This window comes from Paraburkholderia sp., assembly GCF_026225065.1.
In the GTDB taxonomy this organism is placed as follows: domain Bacteria; phylum Pseudomonadota; class Gammaproteobacteria; order Burkholderiales; family Burkholderiaceae; genus Paraburkholderia.
The window spans coordinates 1-13,352 of the sequence record NZ_JAMFSB010000048.1 but is presented as its reverse complement, the minus strand read 5'-3'; the positions used below and the strand labels follow the sequence as shown (position 1 = coordinate 13,352).

The 13,352-nt window shown below is 62.6% G+C and carries 11 protein-coding genes; 2 read left to right on the top strand and 9 right to left on the bottom strand.

Translation table 11 applies throughout. The features are described from left to right. From M0954_RS03880 to M0954_RS03865, 4 genes are all read right to left on the bottom strand, one after another. A partial coding sequence (locus tag M0954_RS03880; RefSeq protein ID WP_297351736.1) for a LysR family transcriptional regulator occupies positions 1-841 on the bottom strand: 841 nt, incomplete at its 3' end. 854 nt (positions 842-1,695) lie between these two features. Further along, positions 1,696-2,082 (bottom strand): RidA family protein, encoded by a 387-nt coding sequence (locus M0954_RS03875; RefSeq protein WP_122153364.1) that lies wholly within the window; start codon positions 2,080-2,082, stop codon positions 1,696-1,698. An 84-nt stretch (positions 2,083-2,166) separates the two neighbouring features. Then, a complete protein-coding gene (locus M0954_RS03870) occupies positions 2,167-3,648 on the bottom strand; it encodes an amidohydrolase family protein (RefSeq protein WP_133892783.1) in 1,482 nt (493 codons plus the stop codon). A 3-nt stretch (positions 3,649-3,651) separates the two neighbouring features. Then, positions 3,652-4,542 (bottom strand): MurR/RpiR family transcriptional regulator, encoded by an 891-nt coding sequence (locus M0954_RS03865; protein ID WP_297351734.1) that lies wholly within the window; start codon positions 4,540-4,542, stop codon positions 3,652-3,654. A gap of 174 nt (positions 4,543-4,716) precedes the next feature. Between M0954_RS03865 and M0954_RS03860 the strand changes: the two genes are divergently transcribed. Next, positions 4,717-5,994 carry an amino acid deaminase gene (locus tag M0954_RS03860; protein ID WP_297351733.1) on the top strand — a complete coding sequence of 426 codons (1,278 nt, stop codon included), beginning with the start codon at positions 4,717-4,719 and terminating at the stop codon, positions 5,992-5,994. Here M0954_RS03860 and M0954_RS03855 read toward each other — a convergent pair. Both M0954_RS03855 and M0954_RS03850 read right to left on the bottom strand, forming a co-directional pair. Continuing rightward, entirely contained in the window at positions 5,961-6,422 is a 462-nt protein-coding gene (locus M0954_RS03855; protein ID WP_133892781.1) for a MarR family winged helix-turn-helix transcriptional regulator, read from the bottom strand. The genes M0954_RS03860 and M0954_RS03855 overlap by 34 nt on opposite strands. 29 nt (positions 6,423-6,451) lie before the next feature. Next, positions 6,452-8,047 (bottom strand): MDR family MFS transporter, encoded by a 1,596-nt coding sequence (locus M0954_RS03850; protein WP_297351731.1) that lies wholly within the window; start codon positions 8,045-8,047, stop codon positions 6,452-6,454. Between the two features lie 141 nt (positions 8,048-8,188). Between M0954_RS03850 and M0954_RS03845 the strand changes: the two genes are divergently transcribed. Continuing rightward, positions 8,189-9,034, top strand: coding sequence for an EcsC family protein (locus M0954_RS03845; RefSeq protein ID WP_122153358.1), 846 nt, complete (start codon positions 8,189-8,191; stop codon positions 9,032-9,034). Here M0954_RS03845 and M0954_RS03840 read toward each other — a convergent pair. The 3 genes from M0954_RS03840 to M0954_RS03830 form a co-directional block, all read right to left on the bottom strand. Continuing rightward, positions 9,004-9,969 carry an alpha/beta hydrolase gene (locus M0954_RS03840; RefSeq protein WP_122153357.1) on the bottom strand — a complete coding sequence of 322 codons (966 nt, stop codon included), beginning with the start codon at positions 9,967-9,969 and terminating at the stop codon, positions 9,004-9,006. The genes M0954_RS03845 and M0954_RS03840 overlap by 31 nt on opposite strands. A 150-nt stretch (positions 9,970-10,119) precedes the next feature. Then, entirely contained in the window at positions 10,120-10,554 is a 435-nt protein-coding gene (locus M0954_RS03835; RefSeq protein WP_123385349.1) for a CHRD domain-containing protein, read from the bottom strand. A 354-nt stretch (positions 10,555-10,908) separates the two neighbouring features. Further along, positions 10,909-13,352 (bottom strand): ATP-binding protein (locus tag M0954_RS03830; protein WP_297351729.1); only part of this gene is annotated, 2,444 nt, incomplete at its 5' end.

Below are 13,352 nucleotides of genomic sequence, written 5' to 3'. Positions count from 1 at the left end.
GGCGGGCGGCTAGGGTGACGAAGCTCAACTGGGTCGGCACCGTCACGCCTTCGACGATGGTGAGCGCGTGCGCATGGGCCTCGGCGATGGCGATAGCGTCACGCACGAGGGTCAGGCCGACGCCGGATTTGACCAGATCGAGCATCGACGGCTCCTGATCGACCTCAGCCACCTTAACAGGCTTGACGCCGGCCTCGGCGAAGCGGCGCGACAGAAGCCGATGATGGGCGGAGGCGGGCGGCGTCCAGATCCAGGGCAGGGCGGCGAGGGTGCGCCAGTCGCGGGCTCCTTTCACACGGTCTTTCCAGCCGGCGGGCGCGAGCACGCGGTACTGGAAGTGCGTCAGGGTGACGGCGTGGAACGTGGCGCTGTCGCGTGTTTCGTCGTCTGATGGCAGGCCGATGTAGTAGCCGACATCGAGCTCGCCTGTGCGGATCTGCTCGAGCACCCAACCGGACATGCCATGGCGCAGGGCTGTTTCGATGTGCGGCCAGGTCTCGACGAGCTGCTTGAGGAAGCCTCCGAGGCGGAGGAATTCCGGATCGAGGATGGTGCCGATGCGCAGGTGGCCGCGCACTTCGTGGCGTAGTGAGGCGGCGGCGCGGTCTACGTCGCTGGCGGCGGTGAGTGCGCGTTCTGCGTGTGGGAGGAGCGCCTGGCCGTCGCGGGTTAGTGAGAGGCCGTGTGATGTACGGGTAAACAGCGTTAGGCCTAGCGTTTCCTGCAGGTGTTTGATCTGTAGGCTGACGGCTGGTTGGGTTAGATGGAGTTGCACCGCGGCACGGGTGAGGTTGCCCTCGTGGGCGACGGTGACGAATGCTCGTAGCAGGGTTAGGTCCATGCGCTGATATTAGCGCGGCTTATGGGGGAGTTGAGCATTACTCATTAGATTTTGGTGGGGGCGGCGCTTACGCTTTGGGTTTTGTGGTGGCCTGCGGCGCCTTGTTGGGTTGGTGTTCCTACGGTGTTGGCCTTTCCTTGCTTTGTTAGTGGTCTATTAGCTTCGCCCCTGTGCGGGGCGGCACTAAGCAAAGAACGCGGGCTCACACCGCCAGCTTGTAGGTGTCCGCCACTCACTTCACGCCGGAGTGGTCCGTGCACGAAATCGCCCCTCGCACTCTCACTCTTCGTGACAAAGGACTCATCCACCCCACTCCGCACTGCGTGCGTCGCGGATGGGTCTGCTTGGGAAGGCGTGGTCTTTCGCGAGGTGGTCGCCTTGGCCGCCCTGGTCGGCAGAAAATTTCCTCGGAAGGCAGAGGCCGGCTGGAGATGTGCCGTTTCCTCGAAGCGCCGTTTGTCAGCTAAAGCGATAAAGGGCAACCATGTCCACTTTCAGGAAAGCGACAACCGCGATAACATTAGAATTCCTACATAACATGCAGAAGGCGCTGTGCCCGACGGCGGGGCGCGTAGCGCGACGCTGGAACGGATGAGTCCTTTTTCACTAACGGGAGTGGTGCGAGGGCAGGTCTCGTCTCGGACCTCTCCGTTTTTAAGCTTAGTGGCGGACACCTACAAGCTAGCGGTGTGAAGCCCGCTTTCTTTTGCCTACTTTTCTTTGCGGCCGGCAAAGAAAAGTAGGTGCCGCCCCGCACAGGGGCAACGCTAGCAAACCACTAAGAAACCAAGGAAAGGCCAACACCGCAAGAACACAACCAAGCGCCGCGCAGGCAAATCCCCAAACCCCAACCCTTAACCCTTAGCCGCCTTATAAGCAACGCAATCAACCTCAACTTTACAGTCGATCACCATACTAGAAACCACACACGCCCGCGCCGGAGGATTCTCCCCAAAATACTCCCGAAACACCTTGTTAAACGAAGCAAAATCCCTCGGATCATCAAGCCAAACCCCACACCGAACCACATGCTCGGCGCCATAGCCGGCCTCTTTGAGAATGGCAAAAACATTCTGAATCGCCTTGTGCGACTGCGCCACAATCCCGCCTTCGATCACCTCGCCATTCTCCATCGGCGTCTGCCCAGACACAAACAACCAGCCATCCGCCTCAACCGCACGCGCGAACGGCATATGTTGCCCACCGGTCCCCTTGCCACCCTCAACGCCATATCGCTTCATCACAAACACTCCCTATAAGATCCAGCGGCACGCAAATCAAAGCACAACAGCGCGCCGCATCAATAAACCCAAAAAAACAAACCCTCAAAACGCGCCGTGCGCATCCGCCTTCGATGCCTCACCACGCGCCACAAAATGTCCCGCCCGCTCACCGGTCGGCTGCCCATCCCGATACGACAACACGCCATTCACCCACACTGCGTCAATCCCGTCGGCCTGCTGCTGCGGCTTATCGAACGTCGCCGCATCCCGCACCCGCGCCGGATCGAACAACACCAGATCCGCGTGATACCCAATATGCACCTCGCCACGCTGCGTCAAACCAAACCGCCGCGCCGATAAACCCGTCATCTTCCGCACCGCTTCCTCCAGCGGCAGCAACCCCGCATCGCGCACATAATGCCCCAGCACCCGCGGAAACGCGCCCCACAACCGTGGATGCGGCAACGGATCGTTCGGCAAGCCGTCCGAACCTACCATCGACGCCGGATGCGACAAGATGCGCCGCACGTCCTCCTCCGACATGTTGTGATACACGGCCCCCGCCGGTTGCAAGCGCTTGCCCGCCTCCTGCTGCGTCACGCCCCACTCCGCGGCAATCTCCTTTACCAGCTTGCCTGCCATCTCGGGATGCGGTTCCGACCACGTAATCGTGATGTCGATTTCGCCTGTCACCTGCCTCAGGTCCAGCGTCGACGAACTGCGGTTATACGGGTAACAGTCACAGCCAATCGGCTGCAGGCGACGTGCGCCCTCCAATGACTTCAGCACCTCGGCGCTGCGTCCCCAGTTCGACGGCCCCGCGCACTTCAGATGCGATATCACCACCGGCACGCGTGCGTGGCGGCCCACCTGGTAGGCCTCTTCCATTGCGTCGAGAATCGTGTCGAACTCCGAGCGCATATGCGTCGTGTACAGCGCGCCCGCCGCCGCCAGCGGCTCGGCCAGCGCCATCACTTCCTCCGGCGGCGCGGCGAACGCCGAGCCGTACGCCAGCCCAGAACTCAAGCCGAGCGCGCCGTGTTTCAGGGCCTCTTCGAGTTGCGCCCGCATCCCTTCGATTTCCTGCGCGCTCGCCGCCCGGTCGAGGCGATCCATGTGGTTGTTGCGCAGCGCAGTGTGTCCGATCAGCGCGCCTACATTCACCGCCGGACGCGCCGCGTTCACTGCTTCCACGTACGCAGCGAAAGTCGGATAGTTGAACGCGTCTCGCCCGCCCAGCAAATTCATCGGATCCGGTGGATCGCCCTTCAATGCGACCGGCGATGCACTGATGCCGCAGTTGCCGACGATCACTGTCGTCACCCCCTGGCTGATCTTCGGCAGCATCTGCGGCGCGCGGATCACGTGGGTGTCGTCGTGCGTGTGGACGTCGATAAAGCCAGGTGCCAGCGCACGACCGTTCGCTTCGACGATCTCTTCGGCCAGCCAGTTCGACAGGTTGCCGATCGCCACAATCTTGCCGTCGCGCACCGCCACGTCGCGTTCGACCGGCGGTGCGCCCGTGCCGTCGTACAGTTGAGCGTCGATGATCAGCGTATCCGCCGCTTCGGGATGCGAATGCATGGGTCAGTCTCCTAACGGTTGTCGGTCGCCGCCGCCGCGGTGCGCATCGAGCGCGTGTTTCATGCGGCGCAGCAATTCGCGGCTCTCATCGCCCTGACTAACGGCAAGTTCGGTGACGAGCACGTCAAGCGCCATCATCATCGCGTATCGGGATGACGATGGCTTGTAAATGAAATCGGTTTCGAACGCGACGATCGGAATCACCCAGTCTGCCAGCCGCGCTAGCGGCGACGCGGGCGCCGTCAGCGTAATCAGCGTCGCACCGTAGCTGCGCGCGATGCGGCAGTTCTCCACCATTTCGGGCACCCGCCCGGTGGTCGACAACGCAATCACGACACATTCGCGCGATACCGTGCTCGCCACCATCCGTTGCAACAAGCCGTCCTGGTAGGTTGCCACGGGTCGGCCGAGACGCACCAGACGAAAGCGCATTTCATCGGCAAGCGCGGTTGAACCGCCGCCCATGCCGAACACGTAGATCATGCGCGCCTCGCGCAGCGCGGCGGCCGCTTGGGCCAAGGGTGCCTGGCACAGCAACTGGTGGTTGTGCGTGAGCGCGGTCTGCACTTCGTCGAACACGCGGGTAGCGAGCGGCTCGGGTGCGTCGGCCGTCGCGCTGCCTTGCAGGAAGCGTTGCCCTACCGCCGCGGCCTGGGCAAGCCGCAACTTCAGTTCGCGGACGTCGCGGCAGCCCACCGCCTTGGCAAAGCGCGTGACGGTGGCGACGCTGACGCCGGCCTGCTGCGCCAGCGCGCCGATGCTCGCGCGCGAGGCACCCGTCAGGTCGTCGAGGATCAGCGAGGCCACCTTGCGCTCGGCCGAACGCAGCTCCGGCGCGCATTCGGCGATGCGGGCGACGATATCGAAAGTAAGCGGTTCAGCGCTGGAATTCATGGAAAACCGGAAAGATCGGGAGGACCGTTGCAACGCGCGACACCGTTTACGGCAACTTGTACCAACGGGCGCCAGCGCCGTGGTACTAAATAACATTTCAGGAAACATGCTACTTTCGGTAACATGTGAAAGTCAACTTCGCAGTGATTTATCTGGACGATGGAGCAGGATTACATGAAAGTTACAAACTATCAGGGCGCAACGATTGATCCTTATAGCAAGGGCTTGGGCATGGTTCCGGGCACCAGTATCCAGCTGATGGACGCGGGCCGCCTCGAATGGAATCTGCTGAACGAAGATGTGAGCCTGCCGGCTGCCGTGCTCTACGCGGACCGTATCGAGCACAACCTGAAATGGATGCAGGCGTTCGTCGCCGAATACGGCGTCAAGCTCGCGCCGCACGGCAAGACCACCATGGCGCCGCAACTGTTTCGCCGTCAGCTCGAAACCGGCGCGTGGGGTATTACGCTCGCCACCGCGCATCAGGTGCGGGCCGCTTATCACGGCGGTGTGTCGCGCATCCTGATGGCCAATCAACTGGTCGGCCGCCGCAACATGCTGATGATCGCCGAGATGCTCAGCGATCCGGAGTTCGAATTCTTTTGTCTCGTGGATTCAGTGGAAGGCGCCGAGCAGCTCGGCAAGTTCTTCGGCTCGGTGCGTAAATCACTGAACGTCCTGCTTGAACTCGGCGTGCCAGGCGGCCGCACCGGCGTGCGCGACGAAGCGCAACGCACCGCTGTACTGGACGCAATCGCGCGCTATCCGGATGCGCTGAAGCTCGCCGGTGTGGAGCTGTACGAAGGTGTGCTGAAAGAAGAACACGAAGTCCGCGAGTTTCTGCAAAGCGCAGTCACCATCACGCGCACGCTGGTTGACGAAGGACGCTTTGCGCGCACGCCGGCCATTCTGTCTGGCGCAGGTTCGGCCTGGTACGACGTGGTCGCGGAAGAATTCGTGAAGGCGTCGGCGGATGGCCAGGTCGAAGTAGTGTTGCGGCCAGGCTGCTATCTGACGCATGACGTCGGCGTCTACCGCAAAGCGCAGACGGATATCTTTGCGCGCAATCCGGTTGCCAAAAAGATGGGTGAAGGGCTGTTGCCGGCGCTGCAGTTGTGGGCCTACGTGCAGTCGATTCCGGAGCCGGACCGCGCCATCATCGGTTTGGGCAAGCGCGATTCCGCGTTCGACGCCGGCATGCCGGAACCCGCCAAGCACTATCGCCCGGGCACTGAGGCGCCGCGCGAAATCGCGGCCAACGAGGGTTGGGAAATCTTCGGCATGATGGATCAACACGCCTATCTGCGGATTCCTGCGGGCGCCGATCTGAAGGTCGGCGACATGATCGCGTTCGACATCTCGCACCCCTGTCTGACGTTCGATAAGTGGCGTCAGTTGCTGGTGGTCAATCCTTCGTATCAGGTCACGGAAGTGATTGAGACGTTCTTCTGAGCGAGCACTTCGCCGATCCGCGCTTCGAGCATTCGCAACCCACCGGACAGCGCCGCAAGCGCCTCGTCCGGCAGCGCGGCCATCGTGTCATTGAGGAATGCGGTGCGGCGCGGCAGCGCCTCTTCGGTCGCGGCTATCCCGGTTTCCGTGAGCCGCACATTGGTGATGCGGTTATCGCGCTCGTCCATGCTGCGCGAAATCCAGCCGAGCACCTCGAGCGCTTTCAACTGCCGCGTCAAGGCGCCGGGGTCGATGCGCAGCCGCTCGACGAGACGCTTCTGCGATGACTCGCCGCCCTGGTCGTGCAACGCCAGCATCACCCGCCAGCGTGGCATGGGATGTCCCACCTGCGCCTCGAACGCCGACATGAACGCCCGATAGGTGCGGCCGAACTGCTGAACGATGGCGACGCGATCCTGTTGTTCCATGGTGTTCCGATGACGCGGGTGTTCGAAAATCAATCAGCGAGGATAGTCGGCTCGACCTGCCGCTTTAACTTGATAGGCGGCACGCGGCGGCTTTGCCAGATCGAAGCCACTGCGACGATCGCGGCGACCGCGAGACCCAGATGAATCGCCGACACCAGCGATTCGCGCGCCGACTCGAGCAGCATCGCGCCATTGTGTCCGGCATGCGCCAACTGAGCGAGCAGCGTGGCCTGGGCATCATGGTTGATGAGAATTTGCGGGTCGCCCATATCCGGGAACCATTGCGTCGCCTGATCGTGTTCCAGCGCGCTGCGCACGCCGCTCGCGTACATATGCGTGACGAGCGTGCCGGTCAGCGCCGTCCCGATCATCCCGCCAATCATCCGCAGCGATTGCAGCAATGCCGTTGCAATGCCGAGATGTTCGCGACCCGCCGTCTGTTGCGCGAAGATAGTCAGATTCGGCATCACGAAACCGAGTCCCAGACCGCCGAGCACCATGAACGACATCAGCAGCCATCCCGGCATGGCACGCGTTGCTACCACCGCGCCGAGGCATGACAACGCCATCAGCGTGAAGCCGATATATAGCATCAGATTCGGATTGCTGACACGCGACACGATCCGGCCGTTGGCAATGCTACCGATCGTAATGAACACGACGAGCGGTGTAATCACGAGGCCCGCTTCTTTCGGCGACATGCCGAAGCCACCCTGGAACAGCAACGGTGCGTAGAACAGCAACGAGAACATCGAGAAGCCGCCGAGCACCGCCAGCGTGAACAGCGCGGCAAGGCTGCGATTGCGGAACATATCGACAGGCAGGATGGCGGTCGGGCAACGCTGCTCCCATTTCCACAGTCCATATGCAGACGCCACACTTGCGACCAGCAACGCGACGGTCGTCAGCGACACGCCGTGCTTGGGCAACATTTCGACGAACAGTTGCAGACAACCGAGCGAGATTGCGATTAGCAAGGCGCCCGGCCAATCGAGGCGCATCTTGCCTTTGTGCTCGACGTGCCGCAAATGCGGCAGAAAACGCCACACGAAGAAGAGCGACAGCAGACCGACCGGCAGATTGACGTAGAACACCGAGCGCCAGCCGTAGTACTGCGTGAGGAAACCGCCTAGCGACGGCCCAACGGCGTTGGCGATGCCGAACGCCGAACTCATCAGCACCTGCCAGCGCAGACGCACAACCGAATCGGGAAAGAGATCGGGAATGCAGGCGAAGGCAGTGCCGACCAGCATGCCGCCGCCGATACCCTGCAGGCCACGCGCAAGCACCAGGAACAGCATGCTGTTCGCCATGCCACAGAGCACCGAGGCACCGGTGAAAACGATGATCGACGCGATGACGAACGGCTTGCGCCCGTAGTAATCGCCGAAACGTCCGAAGACCGGCACTGTGATGACCGAGGTCAGCAGGTACGACGTCGCGACCCACGCGTAAAGCTCGAAGCCTTTGAGCTCTGCGACGATCGTAGGCAGCGCTGTGCCGACCACGGTCTGGTCGAGCGCAACAAGCATCGTCACAAAGGAAACGCCGAGCATCGCCATGAGCGATTCCCGGAACGGTAAAACTTGCCCACTCGAATGGTGAGCAGCGGTATGGACAGCCATGTTTTTTGATAGCGCAACGGTTGACGCGTCAACCAATGGGGAATCATAGCACGTTAAGGCGCTCTAAACTGGCTGTGTTGGCGTTCATCCGATGCGCCGACGATCAGCTAATTAAAGAATTTGCCCGCCACAGGGAGGCACATGGAGTCCACTTCGCTCGCCGAACAGAGCTTGTCCGCCGAGGACCTGCGCGCGCTGCGACGCGCGAAACACGAGCTGGAAAGCCCGGCTCTGGCGATGAAACTGGCCAGCATCGTCGGTGCACCGCTCGAAAAGCTCCTGTCGCGGATGCCGGCCATCGCCAATGAGAAGGTAAACGACGCAACCCAGCTCGCGTTGCGCAAGTGCCTGCAGCTCGCGCTGCGCACGCTCGGGCGGCACGACCCCGACGCGCCGCCGCTTGCGATTCCCGACCGGCCGAGCAATCTGCTGCACAAGTTCGCGGTGGCGACGACCGGCGCGGCCGGCGGCGCGTTCGGGCTGTTCGCGCTGCCGGTGGAATTGCCGGTTACGACCACGCTGATGTTCCGCTCGATCTGCGACATCGCACGCAGCGAAGGCGAAGACCTGTCGTCGATCGACACGCAGTTGCAGTGTCTGACCGTACTTGGAATGGGCGGCGCGTCAAAAGCCGATGACGACGCCGACTACGGCTACTTCATCATGCGCGGCGCGCTGGCGCAGGCGGTCTCGAAAGCATCGGCGGAGATCGCGACCAAAGGCTTCACCTCACACGGGTCGACGGCGCTGTTGCGTCTGCTCAATACGATCGCGTCGCGCTTTTCCGTGCAGGTCAGCGAACAGATCGCCGCCAAGTCGATTCCGGCGATCGGCGCTGTGCTTGGGGCGATGGTCAACACCGTCTTCATGGACCACTTCCAGTTGGTCGCGCACGGCCATTTCACCGTGCGGAGGCTTGAGCGGCAGTATGGCCCGGAACTGGTGAAGACCGCCTATCAGACCATCGACATCGCACTCGACGGTTGAGCGCTGCGCGGGCCGGTCACTTCGCGCACAAAGCCGGCGGCGCCGTCGAGCGCGCGGCGGCCTTCTGGAATGAAGGGCGTGAAGATCTGCCAGACGTGCGGCATGTCCGGCCACACCTGCAGCTCGACCGGCACACCCTCGCTGCGCGCGTTCTCCGCTACCCGTCGCGAATCGTCCAGCAATACTTCCGTGCTACCCGCCTGAATGAAAAGCGGCGGCAGGCCGTGCAGATCGGCATAGACCGGCGAGGCATACGGATGCGTCGCTGATGTATCGCCGAGATATAGCTTCGCAGCCCGGCCGATCGCAGGGCCGCTGAACATCGGGTCGACTCCATCGTTGATACGGATCGACGCGCCGCTCGCGGCCAGATCGGTCCACGGCGAAAACAGCACGCCACCTGCCGGTAAAGGATCGCCGGCGTCGCGCAAGGCGACCAGCGTCGCAAGAGCTAGTCCGCCCCCGGCGGAGTCACCCGCAATCACAATCGATTCCGCCGGCCTGCCGCTCGCGAGCAGTTGCCGGTAGGCTGCCAACGCATCATCGAGAGCGGCGGGGAAGCGTGCTTCAGGCGCGAGCCGATAGTCGAGCGAAAACGCCGATGCACGCGAGCGTGTCGCCAGACCGAACACAATTGAGCGATGGGAACGAGGCGAGCAGAAGTAATAACCGCCGCCGTGCAGATAAAGAATCGTGGGGGTGTCGACTGCTTCGGCTGCGCCGCCGTTGCGGGTGGCCGGCTCGAACCACTCGCCACGCAAGGTCTCGCCAGGGCCGTATTGTTCCCGCAAGCGCCAGCCCGCAGGCACTTTCGGTGACCACGCACGTTTCGCCGTAAGGGCGCGTGCGCCCTCGACGCTAATCTCGGTCTTCAATGTGGCCGGTCGAAACTGCCGGCGCAGGTACCAGCATGCGAGCGCACTTTGCCAACTCATCGGGACACCCTCCATGAATGGTCAACCATCATGGTACGTGGGTTCGCGCAATGATCCGCTGGATGAGCGGTTCTAATCCTCCGACGATTCATGCACACCCCGCCTGTTGCGCCGCGGACTAGCGGAGAGCTGTAGGACGCGCAAGGACGGCTAGTTGGAAGGCCGCACCTGACCGCGGATCTCACCCATCGGGTTTTGCGCGGTATGGATGTTGAAATACCACTGACCGGCCATCAGGTCGGTCACCTGCTGATCCGTCAACGTGGCAGAGCCCTTGATCGGGCTGGCGAGCGCGCTCTTGTCAATTGGGATCTGAATTTTCGCGTTCTGCCCGACCGGTGCTGGGCCATGAAAATGAGCGGCTGCGATAGGACTCGATAGCTCCGCGTAGGTGACCGTCCACTGCAGCGCCTTGGTGGACGTATCGAAGGAGGCGTCAAGCATGCCGTGTGCGTGGCTGACGCGCGGCGGGACTTCGCTCGACGGCTCAAGATCCGCCTTCAGCGCCACTGTGTCTGCGAAGGCGATCCCCGACGCCAGTGCCCAAAAAACAACGCCCAGACTCAGTTTCCGAGTTGCATTCATATTTTTTCTCCGGACTTGGTGCACCGCCGCACCACACATAGGCCGCGCACGGCGCCACCCATACTAGTGTAAATCGAGGGCTGGCGTGGGGCTTAGCGAGCGGGGGCCGGGCGCCCATGTTTCTTACAAAATCAGAAAATAGATAATTGTGGGATTCGAATGCAATCAAATCGCTGCCTGGCGCTATGCTTCAGTCAGCGAGAAGTGACTCCTTCACCGAAGGATGTCTCCAATCTTTAACGCGGCTTCGGTCGCGTTTTTTTTCGCCTGGAAAAACGTGAAGGAAATACGCGGAGCGAGCCAGGCGGGTCAGCTACCGCTCACCTGTCAGCTGTCTGAATGACTGCCTCGCCGCTATGCGAGCAACGCGGCCTGCTCCTCGATCCCATCAAGCATAGCGTTGCATTTTTTGATGAGCGCCACGCCGTCTGCGCGCAGCAGCTCCCGCGATTTGCTGCCGAGGCCGCTTCGGTATTGCTCCAGCGCGGCAAGCAACGGCGCGTACTGCAGCACGCCCGCAGCGCCTACAACCCGGTGATGCCATTGGCGCAACTGCGCGACATCCGCATGCTCGAGCAACGGTGGCAAAGCTCGAACGTCGTCCCGTACAGACGTCACGAACGAATCGAGCAGCGCCTTCACCGTCGACTCGCTGCCCCACAACTGCGTCATGTGAGAAAGATCCACAGGCACAAACGCCTCGACGGACTCCTGACCCTGGGCTTCGGCGGCCGGTGCGGTATTGACCGCTTCGACCGGCGCGACTGCACGCACAATCTCTGCACCGAACCAGCGGCTCAAATGCTCGCGCAACGTCGCGAGACGGGTCGGCTTCACAAGGCAATCGTCCATGCCAGCGTCGCGGCATTGGCTCAGATCCTCGGGCGCAGTATTGGCTGTGATGCCGAGAATGGGCAGATGCGATGTGCCACTGGCGCCAGGGCGGGCCTCTTCAGTTTCGCGCACGCGCCGTGCGAGTTCATAGCCGGACAGGTTCGGCATGTGACAGTCGGTGATCAGACATCCGTAGCGGGTCTGTTGCAGCGCGGCGAGTGCTTCCACGCCGTCGTTCACCACGTCGCAGGCGAATCCGAGCAAGGCCAGTTGATGACGGATCAGTTCCTGATTCACCGGATCGTCTTCCGCCACAAGAATCAACCGGCCGCTCGCGGTGGCGCGCTCCCTGTCGGGAGGCACCATCGCCGCGTCGGCAGACTCCCGCGCACGCGGCGCGGGAGCCGACAAGCCGGTGAGCGCAGCGGCGCATGCCGCACCGAGCCCGCGCCAGGAGATGGGGTTGATACTCACACGCACCGCGTCGTCCAGAACGCGGTAACCGGTAGGCTTGGGCTTTTCAGTCAGATAGACAACGCGCGCACCTGAGCGCACGGCGGCGGGCACTTCCAGCTGCTCGCCGAGGAACACCAGGTCGACGTCGGCGACCGCGGCCGGGTCGCGCCACTCTGCGGCGCCGTGACTGACCTGCCGCAACTCGATTCCAAGCGCCCGGCCAAAGTGGACCAGAGCCTGTGCGACACGCGAGTCGGAGACAGCGACGATCCCACGCTTGCCACGCAAACCGCTGACCTTATAGTGTTGCGTCTCGATGGGCATCACCACGCGCACGGTCATGCGGGTACCTACGCCGGGCGTGCTCTGCAAGTAGAGCGCCCCGCCCATCAATGCAATGAGCTTGCGGCAGATGGTCAGGCCAAGTCCTGTACCGCCGAAGCGCCGCGTCGTCGACGATTCAGCCTGCACGAACGGCTCGAACAAGGCCGCCTGAGCCTCTGGCTCGATACCGATACCGGTATCTTCCACGCTCATCTCAAGCGTCTGCGTCTGTTGTGTCTGCTCCACGATAGCGACGCGCACGTCAACCTCGCCGGTCAGCGTGAACTTGATCGCGTTGCCGAGCAGATTGAACAGGATCTGGCGCAAACGCACACTGTCGCCGCGCAAACTGGCCGCAACTTCGGGCGCGATATCGACGCGCACCTTGAGTCCCTTTTCGTGCGCGCGACCGGCGAGCAACCCCACGGCGTTGTCGACCAGATCGCGCATGTCGATCGGTTCCGCCTCGAGGGTCAAACGGCCGGCTTCAATCTTCGAATAGTCGAGCAGGTCGTCCAGGATCTGCAGCAACGCGCCGGCGGACTCATGGATCATGCCCAACATTTCGCCCTGATCGGCATTCAGCTGCGTGCGTTCGAGCACTTCGACGAGGCCAAGCACACCGTTCATTGGCGTACGGATCTCGTGGCTCATCATCGCCAGGAAATCGTCCTTGGCGCGCGACGCGGCCTCGGCCAGATCGCGGGCCCGTGCCAGTTCCTCCGAGCGCGCGTGCTCCGCGCTCGCATCGACCCAGTACCCACTCCACACCACGCTGCCCGCCGCTTCACGACGCGGCACCAGTTCGGCGCGTACCCATCGCAGACCGTCCGAACCTTCCGAGCGAAACTCCATGTGAATCGGAGTCTCGGAGCGCGCCGAGCGCTCGAGTTCAGCCACCACGCGCGGCCGGTCTGCCGCCCACACGCGCTTCAGATCGGTCTCGCCGGGCTTCGCGAGCGTGTCGCTGTCACGGCCCAGCAATTGCTGCGTGTTCCCGCCGATGTAGGGGAACGAGTAGCGACCGCGCTCGTCGCGCCGCAGTTGAAAAACCACCGCCGGCAGCGAGCGCGTCACGTCAAACAGACGCCGCTCGTTTTCCCGGGCCAGCATCTCGGCGCGCCGGATATCGGTGATGTCGACGACCGTGCCGAGCACGCAGGAAGGCTCGCCATCAACGCCGC